A 16,254-nucleotide genomic window follows, 5' to 3' on the forward strand; every position below is an offset into this window, starting at 1 on the left:
ACCTTCATCTCGGGTATTTTTATAAAAAACAAGATTATGATACTACCTAAAACTAAAGTGCCTTCGCTAGAAGTGCCTTTAATAAATGATACTAATTGGAAATTGAGTGAGCAAAATTCAGAAAATTTTACGCTCATTATTTTTTATAGAGGCTTGCATTGCCCTGTATGTAAAGCACAGCTTGAGGATCTAGCGTCACAACTAGATAAATTTACAGAGCGAGGAATTAATGTAGTTGCGATAAGTGGAGATACAGAAAAGCGTGCAAAAATAGCAGGAGAAGATTGGGACGTTCCATCACTTCCTATTGGTTATAACTTATCATTAGAAAAAGCTAGAGAGTACGGGCTGTATATTTCTAAAGCAATTTCAGATAAGGAGCCAGACTACTTTACAGAGCCTGGACTGTTTTTAATAAAGCCAGATGGTACACTTTTCTTCTCATCAGTGCAATCTATGCCGTTTGCAAGACCACAGTTTGACGATCTTTTAGGAGGAATTGATTTTATTATGAAAAAGGATTATCCTGCAAGAGGAGAGGTAAAAGATATTACATCACTATAGTACATACTAAGCCACATTTTATAAAAGGCGTACCATCTTATGCGTACGCCTTTTTTATGAGCTGTTTAATTTACGCTTTCAGTGTGCTGAAGTTTATACTGAGCCTGTCGAAGTACGAAAGCGTAATTTTAATAAAAACCACCAAACTATGTTTTTTTCATCAAAGTCTGATCCTATACAAATAGATGGCTACCAGTCGTACGGATCATCAAATCATTTATATTTAATAGGCAGAGCCCTCGAGCACGAGGGAGTAGATCTCAAGAAAACCAGCTTTCTTTCTGCACTAAAAAATGCGTACAAGCAATTTGCTAGTGATGAGTTAAGACACACAAAATTAAAGGTAACACTGCCAGATAATAGATCATTTTACACCACGACAGATGCCGAAGGATATTTTAAAATTGATGAAAAGGTTGATGGACTAGGGGCACTGGCAAATGATGAAGGTTGGCTACAAATGGTGATTAGTTTTGACGATGTGCAAAAGGGAATTACCGTGTTAGGAGAAAATAGATTTCCTATTGAGATGCTCATTCCAGCAGAGACAGCTTCTTATGGGGTGATAAGTGATATAGATGATACCATTTTACACACCGGTGTCGCCTCATTGCTTAAGTGGAGAGTGATTATAAATACATTCTTTAAAAATGTGGGGAAGCGCACTTCGCTGGAGGGAGCGCCACAACTCTATAGAAAATTACACGGAGGGAAGTCTGGACAAGATGCAAATCCTATGTTTTACGTGAGTAACAGTCCATGGAATTTATATAGTTACCTCGAGTCTTTTGTAAGGAATCAAAAGTTTCCTAAAGGGCCTATATTATTGAGAGATTTACGCGGTCCTTTTGAAAAAACACCAAAACCAGAAAAACCTCATAAGCAGCATGAGATTAGAAATATACTAAATGCTTATCCTAAGCTTAAGTTTGTACTTATAGGTGATAGTGGAGAGCATGATGTAGATATTTATCTAGAAGTGGCTAAGGAATACCCAGAGCAAATAATAGCTGTGTATTTACGTAGTGTAAAGCACAAGAAAAAGGTGCTTAGAGTAAAAAGTGTTTTGAGTCAGTATGAGACTACTCCTGCTGTACTAGTAGAAAAAAGCTCCTTTGCAGAGGAGCACGCAAGATCAATAGGACTTATATCGTAAAAGCATAAAAAAACGGCTACTTGAATCAAGTAGCCGTTTTTGTGTATTATTAAGTTGCTTTGTGACTACTGTCTTTCAAAACGAAATTCTTGATTTGTTGTAGATGTTCTATCTGTACTTACGTCTACATCCATAAATTCTATTCTCAATTGGCTATTGTTAAATAAAGTCACATCTCCTGTGTTACCACCGTCAAAAGTTATTGTTTGATCTGTATCGTTTACAGTATAACTACCTGTATCAGAATCGACAATAATTTCAGTTTCTTCTACTGGGTCGTTGTTTTCTAATTGAGTAGTTGTTGTTAAACGGTATTGGAAGCTAGTAGTGTAAGTTCCGTTTGCGTTAAAAACGATGTTTGATGATCCAAAGGTGTCACCTACCTCAGTGATAGTTGTCGTAGCCGTCCCTCCTGTTACTTGCTGTTCTATTACCTCCTCACTTTCAAAAAATGTGAAGTTATATGTTCCTTCAAGAAGTGCTGGAGTAAGCGTAGGTCCTGCTGGTGTACCGTCATCATCATTACCACAAGAAATAGCCATTACAGAAATAGCAAGGACTAAAATAAATTTAAGATTTTTCATAATATTTGTTAGTTTTTCAAGGCGCAAAACTAGAGTATTTTATTCAATTAGAAAAGCTTTTTACAGATGTAAAGAAATACATTTCTATGTGTAAATAGCTGAAATTAAGTAAGTAGTAATGTTGTTTTAACTCTAGAAAAGACCGTTTAACTCAGCATCTATTCTATTAATAATATCCCCTAAGTCTTCTGGATTATCTACAAAGTTAATATCATCTACATCGATAATGAGAAGCTTTCCTTTTTTATAACCATGTATCCAAGCTTCATAACGCTCATTAAGTCGACTTAAATAGTCGATAGAGATAGAATTTTCATAATCTCTCCCTCTCTTATGTATTTGTGATACTAGGTTAGGAATAGAGCTACGTAAATAAATCATCAAGTCTGGTGCATCTACTACACTTTCCATCAAGTCAAAAAGAGACTTGTAGTTATTGTAATCACGATTAGTAAGAAGACCCATCGCATGAAGGTTAGGAGCAAAGATGAATGCATCTTCATAAATAGTACGATCTTGAATAATCGTTTTGTCGCTATCTTTTATATCTAGTAGTTGTCTAAAACGACTGTTTAAAAAGTAAATCTGAAGATTGAAAGACCAGCGTTCCATCTCATTATAAAAATCATCTAGATATGGATTATCTACAACATCTTCATATTGTGGAGTCCAGTTAAAGTGTTTAGATAAAAGTTTAGTTAAGGTAGTTTTACCTGCTCCGATGTTACCGGCAATTGCAATGTGCATGTTAAGGTTTTTTAGGAAGTTTTAGTCGGAAAGCAGCTAACTTTTGACCGGTGTAAAGATACAGGATTTCGCCATTCAACGAAAGTTGTTTGATGGTAAAATCTGGAGTATTTAATGCAATAAAATCGTTGGATTCTTTTGGTTTGTAGTGTAATTTGCCCTGTGATAGCAAGATAACAGCGCCTTTGCTTTGAGAAATGAGCGTGATATCTTGTAAGGCTGTTTTACTTAAAAAGCTACCGTAGTTATTGTAATGAAACAACCCTATTTCATTTACTACCCACGCAAAATTAAAATTAGTTGATAGTGTCGTAGCATTGACTGGCATAGGTGGGAATTGTGTGGTTATTTGATCTGTATTCCAGTCAAAAATCTCAAGTTGTTGTAGGTCTGTATTAAATACCCATAAACGTCTATCACCATTTGTCGCAACATGACTTATGTTTCTAAAATCATCTATGGCAGAAAAATTAATGCGGGTAATCTCACTCAATGTATTGTCTAGTATTACTGCGGTATTTGTAGCTTCATAAAACACACTTATTTTAAGAGGATTAAGAATATCAACCGAAGTGATGGCACCTAGCTGTAGTGCAGTGAATTGATAACCGTCATTAATATCGTCTTTATATAAAACATCATCTTTAATATGATACAAAGTATTAAAAGTATCAACTCCTATAAAAGTATCTGCCTCGAGTGTCACCTCATTAACCTTTTCTAAAGTGTAATTTTGGCTAGTTACCGTGATGGTGGCAAGCAATAGTAATATGTAAATCAGTTTGTGCATTAATGAGCAAAGTACAAAAATCTAGCCGTTATAGTTAATACCTTTGTAAGGTGAAAAAAGAGATTGAAAATAGAGAAGATGTATATACACTTGTAACCACTTTTTATGGTCGCATACGTGGTGATGTTTATTTGGGGCCTATTTTTAATAAACAGATTACAGACTGGCCACATCACTTTGAGCATCTCACAGACTTTTGGGAAGGCAATTTGTTCTTTAAAAAGATCTTTACGGGAAGACCTTTACAAACGCACAAACGTGTAGATAGAGATGAAGACTACACTATAAATGAGCAACACTTTGGTGTGTGGCTCAATCATTGGGTACAAACGGTAGATGAGTTATATGAAGGCGAACTTGCAGAGATGGCAAAGTTTAGAGCACGTAAGATTGGAACTTTCTTTCTAGTAAATATGTTTCAAGCAAAGCCTTCACATTAGCAGATGAGCTTATAGCCAAATCCTCTTACGTTTACGATTTCTATAGTACTGTCCTCTTTCAGCTTTTTTCTAAGTTTTGATATAAAGACGTCCATACTTCTCGCAGAAAAGAAGTCATCATCACCCCATAATTTTTTAAGAATTAGTGATCGGTCTAGAACGGCATTACGATTTTTATGAAGATGAAATAGTAAATGAGCCTCCCTGTGGGTTAACTTTTGTACGCCTTCGCGAAAGCGTAATTCTTGCCTTGTAAAATCAAAATGATAATTACCGATGGTAATAGCTTCTGCCTTTTGCTGTAATGTTTTTCGTTGCAGTAAATTTTGAATCCTCACAATAAGTTCTTCTACACTGAAAGGTTTTTTGAGATAATCATTACCACCTATACTAAATCCCTCAACCACATCTGCAGTTTGTGACTTTGCGGTGAGGAAGATTATAGGAATCTCATCATCTTGTTCACGAACCTCTTTTGCCACGGTAAACCCATCTTTTTTTGGCATCATGACATCAAGAACTAATATGTCTGGTTTTTTAATTTGGTATTGATTCATGGCTTGCACACCATCTATACAGAGTGTCACATTAAAGCCACGACTCTCCAGACTTTCCTTTACAATGAGTCCAAGTGCTGGCTCATCCTCTACGAGCAAAATATAAGGTTTAGTCATTGCCATCTGGGATTGTAATTTTAAATGAGGTTTGAGGAGTAGTGAGAACTTCAATAGCGCCTCCGTGTTTTTCAATAATAGTTTTGGTGTAGTAAAGTCCTATCCCAAAACCTTTTACATCATGGGTGTTTCCCTTAGGAACACGGTAAAACTTCTCAAATAATTGAGCCGCCTGATCCTTAGTAAGTGATGTGCCAGCATCTGTAATTGACAGATGGATAGTGTTATTGCTGTTTGTTATAGCTATTACTATTGGTGGTTTACCATATTTAGTAGCATTATCTACAAGATTATCTATGGCATTTTCTAGATGAAAAATATCTACAGTAGCCCATATGGAAGACGTTGTACTCTTAAGTGTTATAGGAATCTCAGGTGCAATTTCTTTATATTTTTTAATCAGATGTTCAAGCACTTCCACTAGGTTACAACGCTCTTTTTGTAACGATAAATCATTCTTATCGAGTGTAGCGGTGTCTAGTATGCGCTCTACCATAGTATTGAGCTTGCCTAACTGTGTGGTAGACATGGCGAGGTATTTTTCTGTTTTTTCCTTGTCGTTTTCTTTGTTAAAATGCTGTATCCCCTCAATTGCTGCACTTATGGTGGCTATGGGTGTTTTAAACTCGTGCGTGATATTACTTATAAAATCATTTTTAATTTCGGCGAGTTGTTTTTGTTCTCGTATAATTTTGAGAAGGTAGAGAAGGCTAGCAATTACAGCTGCAATTAGTATAAATGAAAGTAATATACCTGCTAGGTTACGTTTTAAGATAATGGTGGTAATATCATTAAAACCTAGAGAGAGTATACTTTCTGCAGGGAGCAATTTTGAATTTGCAACCACATTAAAATCATAGGTTGGGCTGAGTTGTGTGGAAACCCCTGGAATGGGGCGTGAGATGGTGTCTCCTTTTGGGCTATATGTGAGACTGTGTGCTGTGCGATCTATTCCTAATGTCAGTAATTGCTCTTTTACAAGTGTATCTAATTTTTTTATATCAATGGTATCATCGTTAAATGATATAACGATTTTTGATGAAAGTGTTTCTAGAGCGTTTTTTCTATCGCGCAACCTCAATTCTCCAGAAGCAAGTGTGTCATATTTAGCGATACTATCTGTTTTAAGGCGTTGCTTTGCAAAGAATCGCTGCAACCTATTACTGTTGTTTTTTAATGTGTCTTTATTTGAGCCTCCATTGATGACAAGCGTAGAGGTGTTGGCATTATTTTTTTCAAAGTGCTTGGTGAGTGCTTGTTGTTGCTGGCTCTGTATTATAGAATCTATTTTTTCTGGATGAGCACCTTCTATCGTTAGAAAACCTAAGCTGTCCAGATTGTTTTCTATCTGTATATGTTCAATGCTTATAACACTGCTATCCGTTTTCTTTCTAAGAAAATCTTTAAACCCATCTGTGTCGAGGTAATCCCCTGTACCTTTTTCATACTTTGAGAAAATACCTATGGTATTTTGTGCAGCTAGCTCCTCATAATATTGGTCTACTGCTAGATCAAGACCTATTTGCACATCACGCACAAGCTGCACTTTTCCAGCCTCATAGTTTTTGTAGTTCCAATATAATTGGATTGCTAGCGTCAGTGTAATCACGGTAACGATAAAGTATATAATATAAGTGTATCTCTTGTCTTCCATAATTCAAAGATGCTTTATAAGGAGCTCTTAAGCAAATTGGTTAACACTCGTTAACGGTAGTTAACGTTAGTATCTTGTTTATTTTCAGATATTTGAATCATCAATAAATCATGTCAATCAAAAAGCAATCAATTATGAAATCACTTATTATTACCATGCTAGTTACAGTTTTTGCTTTCGCGAAAGCGTACTCACAACAACTCTCAGGAGTAGCAACCTATCAATCGCAACGATCTTTTGACTTTAAAATGGACGATGATAAGAACAATGGAATGACCGCCGAAATACAAAAGCAACTACAAGCTCAGATGAAAAAACAGTTTCAGCAAGAGTATACACTTGCTTTTGTGGGTGCAGAATCTACCTACCAACAAGAAGAAAGCCTCGCTGCTCCTGCGCCATCTACTAATGGGATTACAGTCTCAGTTTCTGGAACCAAAGGCATAACGTATCACAATACAACAGAGCAAAAACTAATAAAGGAAAGCGAGATTATGGGGAAGGAGTTTTTAGTGAACGACTCACTGCCTAAACTAAAATGGATACTAGAAAAGGAAATTAAGAACATAGGAGTATACACTTGTTTTAAAGCTACCATCTCAGAAGAATATGAGCAGCCATCTTTTAATGAAGAGACCGGAGAGGAGGAAGAATCTGTTACAAAGACGAGAACAATCACCGCATGGTACACGCTAGATATACCTGTAAATCATGGTCCAGATGAGTACTGGGGATTACCAGGCTTAATACTAGAAGTGAGTGATGGTAAATTCTCACTTATGTGTACAAAAGTAGTATTGAACCCAAAAAAGGAAGTGCAAATAGCTTTACCAGAAAAAGGTAAAGTGGTTGCTCAAGATGAGTTTAATAAGATTCAAGAAGAAAAAATGGACGAAATGATGGAGCGTCACGGAGGTAAAAGAGGGAAAAATGGAAGTCGTGTGTTTACAACCACAGAGATCATACGGAACTAGAGTTCTTAAAATTTTCTTAAAATTTGAATACCCGTCAAACTATGCGGTACTTTAAAAGTCTAAAGTATAAATAATTAGAAATATGACTCTTAAAACATCCCAGTGGTTGTGCATTGCATTTGTGACACTTACAGTAGGTACAGCTGTTCAAGCACAGAAAATAGAAGGTGTTGCAACTTACCAAACTAAAACTACGATAGATATGTCGCGCTTTAATCGTGGTGGACAGCAACTGACGGAAGCTCGTAAAAAGCAGATTGCAGAGCGCATGAAAAATTTCTTAGAAAAGGAATATACACTGAGCTTTAATAAAGACGAGTCCTACTATAAGGAAGAAGAACAACTTCAAGCGCCTGGACAAGGTGGAGGTGGACGTGGTTTTGGAGGAGGTTTTACACAAGGAGGTATCTACTCTAACCGTGCAACAAATGACTATGCTCGTGAAAATGATATGATGGGTAAGATTTTCTTAGTAAAAGACACCCTAAATAATTTAAACTGGGAGCTCGTAAAAGAGAGCAAGGTAATAGGGCAATATCCAGTTTTTAAAGCGGTAGCGACTAGAAATATCGAGCAGAATATGTGGAGCCGCATGGGAAGAGGAGCGAGACAAGGGCAGAGAGGTCGTGAGAAAAAAGAAGATAGTACAGCTACTGCTAGTACATCAAGCGACATTGAAATAGCAGAAGAGGAGCCTAAGACAGAAACTATAGTTGCCTGGTATACACCTATGATCCCTGCGAGTCACGGACCAGATGAGTTTGGTGGTTTACCGGGACTCATTTTAGAGTTAAGCACAAACAATACGACCATCCTTTGTACTAAAGTGGTGCTTAATCCTCAGGAGCCTATTGCTATCGAGCCGCCTGTAAAAGGTAAAGAAGTGAGTAGAGAGGAATACCAAGCCATCGTTGAGGAAAAGGCAAAAGAAATGGCAGAACGTTTTGGTGGAGGTAATAGAAGAGGGCAGCAAGGAGGAAGACGTTTTTAATAAACTAAGTAAGCTTCCAGTTTGTTGAAGTTTATATAAAGCTTATCTAAAAATGAAACCGAGCAAACAATAACATCAATCAATATAATAATCATACCTGATATCTCTTGATAACAGGTGTGACTAATCCAACCAACCCAAATGATACTAAAAAAAATTACATTGGTAATGCTTCTAGCATTACCCTTGACGCTCTTTGCTCAGTCTATAACGCTTAGAGGTGTTGTAAAAGACTCTATAGGGTCGCCACTTGAACTAGCAAACATTATCGCTACAAATAAAGCCGAAGGTACATTAGAATCTTATGGTATTACCGATGCATCAGGACGCTACCGCCTTGACCTTACTACAGGAATTACCTATGATATTAAAGTGAGTTACTTGGGATTGCAATCTGTAAATGAAGAAATAAACGTTGCTCAAGATGCCCAAGATATTACTAAAGACTTTACGTTAAAGGAAGATCCTAATCAGCTAGATAATGTGGAGTTGGTATATGAGATGCCTGTTACCATTAAAGGTGATACCATTGTTTATAACACGGATAGTTTTACAAATGGAAATGAGAAAAAACTAGGTGACGTTCTCAAAAAGCTCCCTGGGATAGAGGTTAATGATGATGGTGAGATAGAGGTAGAAGGAAAGGTTGTTTCTAAGGTGATGATTGAGGGGAAAGATTTTTTTGATGGAGACTCTAAACTTGCTACAAAAAACATCCCTGCAGATGCACTTAAAAAGGTTGAGGTTCTTAAAAACTATAATGAGGTCTCTCAAATGCGAGGTCTAGGTAATGATCAAGATAACGTCGCGATTAATATACGTCTTAAGGAAGGTAAAACAAATTTCTGGTTTGGAGATCTTACAGCAGGTGCTGGTGATGGAGAGAAGTTTAGATATTTAGGTAAAGCAAAACTATTTTACTATAGCCCTAAAGGGAGTATTAATATTATCACAGATTTCAATAATACGGGAGAGGTGCCATTTACCTTTAGAGACTACTTTAATTTTACTGGGGGTTTTAGAAACTTTAATCAGCGAGGTGGGACTTCTTTTAATGTAAGTGATGGTGGTCTAGGTTTTCTTACCACTCAAAATAATCGCGCAAACGAGATTGAAACGGGTTTTGCAGCGGCCAACTTTACATATACTATTAACCCGAAATGGGATATAAGTGGTCTTGCGTTACTTTCAGATAACAAGACAAACTTTGTGAATAACTCTTTAAATACATTTATCAATCAGGGATTTACACAAGGTTTCAATGAGAGTACAGATCAGCGCAATCAGTTAGGTATGGCAAAACTGAGTTCTGTATATAAGCCTAACGCAAACTTGCAGTTTGATTATGATGTGCTCGTAAAAAAGTCCAAGCAAACAGAATTTTCAGACGGTACTAGTATCGTAACAAGAGATGGAGCCGTACAAGAAGATGTGGTAGATCAAGATAAGGAGAACGAGCCGTTTTCTATCAATCAGAATGTAAATCTGTACTACACACTTGATGAGAACAACATATTCTCAGGGACTATCCAGCATTTGTATCAAGATGAAGATCCGTTTTATAATGCTACGCTTTCTCAAAAGCCATTTACAGCGCCTGACCCAGCAGATATGACAAATGAAATAAGCTCTATTGATTTTATGCCTGGTGCAAATGGTCTTTTTGATATCAATCAAAACAAAAATATCAAAACCAATAAGCTAGATGCAAAATTAGATTACTATTACATCCTTAATAAAAAGAGTAACATTAATATTACTGCAGGAACAACCTTAAGTCGCCAAGACTTTAATTCTAATCTATTTCAAATTTTAGAAACAGGAACGGTAGATGATCTTACCGAGACACTAGATGGTACTATTATAGGTAATGATGTTGCATTTAACTTTAGTGATGTGTTTGTAGGACTTCACTATAAACTTAAAACGGGAATTTTTACAATCACTCCAGGATTAACATTACATAATTATACTACAAAGAGTGAGCAACTAGGCACAACAACAGAAGATAGTGATGTGAGACTACTGCCAGACTTATTTACGGTATTAGATTTCTCTCAGGGGAAAAGTTTACGAGCAAACTACCAGATGACAGCGCAGTATACAGACGTAAATAATTTTGCCGAAGGCTTATTATTTAATAACTACAATAGTTTATATCGTGGTAACAGAGAGATAGAAAATGCTATCTATCACAATGCAAGTATCAATTACTTTAGCTTTAGCATGTTCAACTTTACGAGTCTCTTTGGAGGAGTAAATTATTCTCGCAGAGTAGATCCTATAAAGACTTCTGGGTCATTTGTAGGGATAAACCAAGTAGCTAGTCCAGTAAACAACACAAACTTTGCAGATGAGACCTTAAGTGCTAACGCACGTTTCTCAAAACGTTTTAAGAAGTGGAAACTTAACGTGAGTGCAAATGGAAGCTATAGTGATCTTAATAACATTATCAACGGTGAAGATAGAAACACAAAAAACCTAACACAGAATTATAGAGCAAGTGCAGAGACAAATTTTAAAGAAGCGCCAAATTTTGAAATAGGTTACAACTTTACAAGTACAAACTCAGATAATGGCGTGACAGATAGAACCTTCTTTACAAACAGACCTTTTGCAAACGCAGAGTGGAATTTCGGTAAAGGTTTTACATTAGGTGCAGACTGGAGTCTTTATAATTATGATGATAATGATGATAGTACAGAGATTGATAATATGTATTCTTTTCTAGAAGCAAACTTGTATTACCAGAAGCCAGATAGTCAGTGGGAGTTCCGTATACAGGCTACAAACCTCTTAAATGTGGATACCATTTCAAGTAACAATGTGAATGATTTTCAAATTTCAAATACAGAGTATTTTGTACAACCTAGAATAGCGATGTTTACAGTAAAATATAATCTATAATGAGCTAATTGCTAAGTAGATATTGCATAACGACCTCTGTAAAAAGAGGTCGTTTTTATTTTTTATTATTATTTTAGGATGATGATTAAAGAAACATATGATAAGTCAAGAGTAATCAATTTCTCAGACGCTGTATTTTCTATAGTAATGACGCTGCTCATTCTAGAGGTGGGTGTTCCTACTATAAGTGAGATTAATACACAACCCTTCCGTAGTGTTCTGTCGGCTAGAATACCTGATTTTATAGGGCTTTTTGTGAGTTTTATGGTTAGTGCACTCTACTGGATGGGTCACATAAAATTAATGCGTTATGTAAGTGTGATTTCTGGTAGATTACTTTGGATAAATATCTTTTTTCTACTTGCTATCGTAATTTTACCATTCTCAACAGCGATGTATATAAATGGCTTTGACCAAGCTGGCCCTTTCATATTTTACTGTATTAACCTTAGTGTGATAGGGTTTTTTAATATAGTGATGTTGCGTTATGTCTTTCACTCAGAAAAGCAACTCTCAGGTTTTACAAGGTTACGTTACCGCTGGTACAGAGCTAGAGGTCTTAATGTGATGATTGTTTGGGTTATTGCAGGTGTTGTAGCGATCTCCATGCCTAGTCTTTCTCGTTTTATATTTTTACTTCTTTTTGTGGTTCAATTTGTTATTGATCGTCGTTTTAAGAAAAAATTGTCAGTAGCGAGTTAGTGTTAAAAATGTGGTAAGTATAAGGTTCACGCTTTCGCGAAAGCGTAACTTTAAAGAAAAAAGCTATGAAATATCTCTTAGCCTTACTGATCACAACTACTATGAACACGACACCGCTCTCTTTTGATTTTGGAACTTCTTGCAACACCTGTGATGACTGGTTTGTCGTCTTGGATGGTGTTATGGGAGGATTATCTACAGGTAGCATTGAGCAAACTAGCGAAAGTATCATCTTTCGCGGAAGCGTAAGTCTCGAGAATAATGGAGGTTTTGCCTCGCTGCGCACTCCTTATCAATCTTATGATTTGTCAAGTTATACAACCGTGACTGTGCGATATAAATCTATAGGACAAGACTTTGGGCTTACGCTCAATAAGTATAAAAGATTCTGGAGACCCAATTATAAAATCAATTTACCGATAACAGAAGGCGAGTGGAAAACTGTCACTTACAATCTTTCAGATTTTGGAACATATAGACTTGGTGAACCTTTGGAAGGTCATCCAGGTAAAGAAGATCTTGCAGATATTATACGTCTAGGACTTATCTCAAACACAAAAGCTGCTACAGATTTTGAAATTGAAGTAGATAAAATCGTATTTGAGTAACAACACTTCTGTCATTTCGAGCCTGCCGAGAAATCACATAACAGTGAGCGCATAGGAGTAATCATAAAGCTGTCGCAATGATAATGTATAAACCAAAAAAAAGGGAGCCATTAGGCTCCCTTTTTAATACGTATATAAGTGAATTATATATTGAAAGCTTCTTTTACTTTCTCTACATAATCAAGTTTTTCCCAAGTAAATAATTCTACTTCGATATTCTTTTCTTTGCCGTCAAAGCTCTTGAAGGTTTTTGTAACTACTTCATTTGTACGCCCCATGTGTCCGTAGGCAGCAGTCTCGCTGTACATAGGAGAACGTAGTTTTAATCTACTTTCAATAGCAGCTGGTCTCATGTCAAATAGTGCAGTAACTTTCTTTGCAATCTCACCATCAGATAAGTTTACTTTAGAAGTACCGTACGTGTCTACAAAGATTCCCATAGGCTCTACAACACCAATAGCATAAGAAACCTGCACAAGAATCTCGTCTGCAACGCCTGCAGCAACAAGGTTTTTTGCAATGTGACGTGTAGCATAAGCAGCAGAGCGATCTACTTTTGATGGATCTTTTCCAGAAAAAGCTCCACCTCCGTGAGCTCCTTTACCACCATAAGTATCTACAATAATCTTACGACCTGTAAGACCTGTATCTCCGTGAGGTCCACCTATTACAAACTTTCCTGTTGGGTTAATGTGATACTTAATATCATCATTAAAAAGATTTGCAATATTTTCTGGTAATAAACCTACTACGCGAGGTATTAAAATATCTTGAATATCTCCACGTATGCGACCTAGCATAGCTTCGTCCTCATCAAAATCATCATGCTGTGTAGAAACTACAATAGCATCGATACGTTGAGGTACGTTTTCATCACTATATTCTATAGTCACCTGCGCTTTTGCGTCTGGACGTAAATAAGTAATCTCGTCGTCTTCACGACGTAGGTTACCTAGTTCAATAAGTAATTTATGAGAAAGCTCAAGTGCCAGTGGCATAAAGTTTTCTGTCTCCTTTGTAGCATAACCAAACATCATTCCTTGATCTCCTGCTCCTTGCTCTTCTTTTGAGTCGCGATCTACACCACGGTTAATATCGTCGGACTGCTCGTGTATGGCAGATAATACACCACAAGAGTTACCGTCAAACATATATTCACCTTTAGTGTAACCTATTTTATTAATGGTTTCACGAGCGATTTTTTGAACATCTAAGTAAGCACTAGATCGTACTTCACCAGCAAGTACTACTTGTCCAGTGGTAACTAGGGTCTCGCAAGCAACTTTAGATTGCGGATCAAAAGCGAGAAAATTATCAATAAGCGCATCAGAAATCTGATCTGCAACTTTATCTGGGTGTCCTTCAGAAACAGATTCTGAGGTAAATAAGTAAGCCATTTTTTAATTTTTTGTCAAGAAGTAGATTTGACGTATGCTGGGTAGAAACATAACATAAGAAACGTTAAAGTCTTATGTTTGATTTTAGCCATTTTTTATTGAGGTTGCAAGCAGTCAAATCTGTCCTCGTAATTATGGCACAAAGGTAAAGAAACTTTAATAATATAAACAATCCATTATCCTACCAATTTAGTAGGGTTATGTTATTGTTTTGTGAAAATTTAAAGAGTAAATTTCAACGTCTCATTATCTTAATTAGAATATTATACTGTAAAAATAATTTGAGCGGAATATTTTACTGAAATAGTGATTTTAATAAAACTTTTTAGAAAAATATTCTAAAAAGTTTGTTTTTGTAGATTTGTTTTTACAATATTTGTGCTCACAAAGTTCAATGACAGTTCAGATTTTCGCGAAAGCGCAATAATGAACAGAATAAATGTTATCAAGAAAGGCTGAGGGAATGACCCTATGAAGCCTTAGCAACCCTTTCACTTAGAAAGAAGGTGCTACATTCTACCCAAGAATCGCTCATTACCGAAACTTGAGGATAGATAACATCGAGCAAGTACCTCACGGGTATGCGCTTATGTTTTTTCTTATAATATTTTTCTTTAAACATTTCCTCGACCTTGAGATAAGGATTCGCATTGGAAATATTTGGCTTTTGTTTTTAATCCGTTCACACGAAGTGAATGGCTAAAATTAATCCTAGTAGTACTGGGACAAAAAAGAGAAAAATGAGTACACAAAAATTGGCAACCAAAGCGTTGCACGCAGGACACGATTATGCAGCAAATGGAGGGACTCGAGCGGTGCCTATCTACCAGAGCACGGCTTATGTTTTTAAAGATGCAGACCATGCAGCAAACCTATTTAACCTGTCTGAGCCAGGTTTTATTTACACACGTCTCAATAACCCTACAAATGACGTGCTGGAAAAACGCCTTACAGACATAGAGGGCGGACTAGCAGCTGTCGTGACTGCCTCAGGAACTGCGGCCATTAACACGACTTTACTTACGTTACTAAAGCAGGGAGATCACATTGTAGCTTCTAGTAGTCTTTACGGAGGCACATGGAATCTTTTGAGCGTGACATTACCACGTTTTGGGATTACAACCACATTTGTAGATCCTTCAGATCCTGAAAATTTTGAGAAGGCAGCACAAGAAAATACGAGAGCTTTCTTTGTAGAGTCATTAGGTAATCCTAAGCTTGACGTGTTAGATTTAAAAGGTATTTCCGCTTTCGCGAAAGCGCACAAAGTCCCTTTCATTGTAGATAACACCGTAGCAACACCAGCATTACTCAACCCAATCGAGCACGGTGCAGATATCGTGATTCACTCACTTACAAAATACATAAATGGTAATGGAACCGCATTAGGTGGAGTTATTATAGATGCTGGAAAATTTGACTGGAGTAATGGTAAGTTTCCAGAATTTACGGAGCCATCTGCTGGATATCATGGCTTAGTTTATTGGGATGTAATTAAGGAAGCATCGTTTATTGCTAAGGTGCGTATAGAAGGATTGCGTGATCATGGCGCTGCCTTAAGTCCGTTTAATGCATTCCAAATCTTACAAGGTCTAGAAACACTAGAACTTAGGTTGCAGAAGCACTCAAAAAATGCGCTTGAACTTGCAGAGTGGTTACAAACTCGTGATGAGGTGGCATGGGTAAACTATCCAGGTCTTGCTTCTAGTAAGTACAACGACCTTGCAAAACAATACCTGCCTAAAGGACAGAGCGGGATTGTGACCTTTGGTGTAAAAGGAGGTTTTGAGAGTGCAAAGACAATCTCAAATGAAACTAAACTTTTCTCACTGCTAGCAAATATAGGAGATAGTAAATCGCTTATAATTCACCCTGCAAGTACAACACATCAACAGCTTAGTGATGATGATCAAGTAAGCACAGGCGTGACTAAAGATTTAATACGTCTTTCTGTAGGTCTTGAGGATATAGCAGATTTAAAAGAAGATCTCGTAGCAGCATTTGCGCGAGTAGATAAAAACGTCTTAGTGTAATTAATCTTAGTTAATTAATTAGTGCGGGAGTCC

15 protein-coding genes and 1 riboswitch are annotated in these 16,254 nt (G+C 36.7%); of the genes, 9 read left to right on the forward strand and 6 right to left on the reverse strand.

Translation table 11 applies throughout. The annotated features are described in order from the left end of the window. Positions 1-36 precede the first annotated feature (36 nt). Together ACJJVW_RS09120 and ACJJVW_RS09125 are read left to right on the forward strand one after the other, a co-directional pair. Positions 37-564, forward strand: coding sequence for a peroxiredoxin-like family protein (locus tag ACJJVW_RS09120; RefSeq protein ID WP_298330255.1), 528 nt, complete (start codon positions 37-39; stop codon positions 562-564). A gap of 148 nt (positions 565-712) precedes the next feature. After that, complete coding sequence (locus ACJJVW_RS09125; RefSeq protein ID WP_405251400.1) at positions 713-1,720, forward strand: App1 family protein; 1,008 nt, start codon at positions 713-715, stop codon at positions 1,718-1,720. 65 nt (positions 1,721-1,785) lie between these two features. Here ACJJVW_RS09125 and ACJJVW_RS09130 read toward each other — a convergent pair whose 3' ends face one another. The 3 genes from ACJJVW_RS09130 to ACJJVW_RS09140 all read right to left on the reverse strand — a co-directional run bounded on the left by ACJJVW_RS09130 (position 1,786) and on the right by ACJJVW_RS09140 (position 3,841). Then, entirely contained in the window at positions 1,786-2,304 is a 519-nt protein-coding gene (locus tag ACJJVW_RS09130) for a hypothetical protein (protein WP_035334657.1), read from the reverse strand. A 132-nt stretch (positions 2,305-2,436) separates the two neighbouring features. Continuing rightward, positions 2,437-3,051, reverse strand: coding sequence for a deoxynucleoside kinase (locus tag ACJJVW_RS09135; RefSeq protein WP_339849193.1), 615 nt, complete (start codon positions 3,049-3,051; stop codon positions 2,437-2,439). Position 3,052: 1 nt separating this feature from the next. Beyond that, on the reverse strand, positions 3,053-3,841 hold the full coding sequence (locus ACJJVW_RS09140; RefSeq protein WP_405251401.1) for a hypothetical protein: 789 nt from the start codon (positions 3,839-3,841) through the stop codon (positions 3,053-3,055). Between the two features lie 50 nt (positions 3,842-3,891). On the opposite strand from ACJJVW_RS09140, the gene ACJJVW_RS09145 reads away from it, so the two are divergent. Next, complete coding sequence (locus tag ACJJVW_RS09145; RefSeq protein ID WP_405251402.1) at positions 3,892-4,281, forward strand: group III truncated hemoglobin; 390 nt, start codon at positions 3,892-3,894, stop codon at positions 4,279-4,281. Here ACJJVW_RS09145 and ACJJVW_RS09150 read toward each other — a convergent pair. Together ACJJVW_RS09150 and ACJJVW_RS09155 are read right to left on the reverse strand one after the other, a co-directional pair. Further along, positions 4,278-4,955, reverse strand: a complete 678-nt coding sequence (locus ACJJVW_RS09150) for a response regulator transcription factor (protein ID WP_405253088.1) — start codon at positions 4,953-4,955, stop codon at positions 4,278-4,280. The genes ACJJVW_RS09145 and ACJJVW_RS09150 overlap by 4 nt on opposite strands. Further along, positions 4,948-6,609 carry a sensor histidine kinase gene (locus ACJJVW_RS09155; RefSeq protein WP_405251403.1) on the reverse strand — a complete coding sequence of 554 codons (1,662 nt, stop codon included), beginning with the start codon at positions 6,607-6,609 and terminating at the stop codon, positions 4,948-4,950. Before ACJJVW_RS09155 ends, ACJJVW_RS09150 begins: the two co-directional genes overlap by 8 nt. A 134-nt stretch (positions 6,610-6,743) precedes the next feature. On the opposite strand from ACJJVW_RS09155, the gene ACJJVW_RS09160 reads away from it, so the two are divergent. From ACJJVW_RS09160 to ACJJVW_RS09180, 5 genes are all read left to right on the forward strand, one after another. Continuing rightward, positions 6,744-7,583, forward strand: coding sequence for a GLPGLI family protein (locus ACJJVW_RS09160; protein ID WP_405251404.1), 840 nt, complete (start codon positions 6,744-6,746; stop codon positions 7,581-7,583). Positions 7,584-7,665: 82 nt separating this feature from the next. Beyond that, entirely contained in the window at positions 7,666-8,574 is a 909-nt protein-coding gene (locus ACJJVW_RS09165; protein WP_405251405.1) for a GLPGLI family protein, read from the forward strand. Positions 8,575-8,715: 141 nt separating this feature from the next. Beyond that, positions 8,716-11,481, forward strand: coding sequence for a carboxypeptidase regulatory-like domain-containing protein (locus ACJJVW_RS09170; RefSeq protein ID WP_405251406.1), 2,766 nt, complete (start codon positions 8,716-8,718; stop codon positions 11,479-11,481). A 78-nt stretch (positions 11,482-11,559) separates the two neighbouring features. Beyond that, positions 11,560-12,183 carry a TMEM175 family protein gene (locus ACJJVW_RS09175; protein ID WP_339849210.1) on the forward strand — a complete coding sequence of 208 codons (624 nt, stop codon included), beginning with the start codon at positions 11,560-11,562 and terminating at the stop codon, positions 12,181-12,183. 65 nt (positions 12,184-12,248) lie between these two features. Further along, positions 12,249-12,791 carry a CIA30 family protein gene (locus tag ACJJVW_RS09180; RefSeq protein ID WP_405251407.1) on the forward strand — a complete coding sequence of 181 codons (543 nt, stop codon included), beginning with the start codon at positions 12,249-12,251 and terminating at the stop codon, positions 12,789-12,791. A 143-nt stretch (positions 12,792-12,934) separates the two neighbouring features. Here the strand turns inward: ACJJVW_RS09180 and metK are convergent, their stop codons facing one another. Further along, positions 12,935-14,188, reverse strand: coding sequence for a methionine adenosyltransferase (gene metK, locus ACJJVW_RS09185; RefSeq protein WP_339849216.1), 1,254 nt, complete (start codon positions 14,186-14,188; stop codon positions 12,935-12,937). 439 nt (positions 14,189-14,627) lie between these two features. After that, positions 14,628-14,749, forward strand: a riboswitch (SAM riboswitch). 179 nt (positions 14,750-14,928) lie between these two features. On the opposite strand from metK, the gene ACJJVW_RS09190 reads away from it, so the two are divergent. Continuing rightward, the gene (locus ACJJVW_RS09190; protein ID WP_405251409.1) at positions 14,929-16,221 is read left to right on the forward strand and encodes an O-acetylhomoserine aminocarboxypropyltransferase/cysteine synthase family protein; all 1,293 of its coding nucleotides are present in this window, start codon (positions 14,929-14,931) and stop codon (positions 16,219-16,221) included. The last annotated feature ends 33 nt before the right edge of the window (positions 16,222-16,254 follow it).

The organism is Dokdonia sp. Asnod3-C12, from assembly GCF_045063975.1.
In the GTDB taxonomy this organism is placed as follows: Bacteria; Bacteroidota; Bacteroidia; order Flavobacteriales; family Flavobacteriaceae; genus Dokdonia.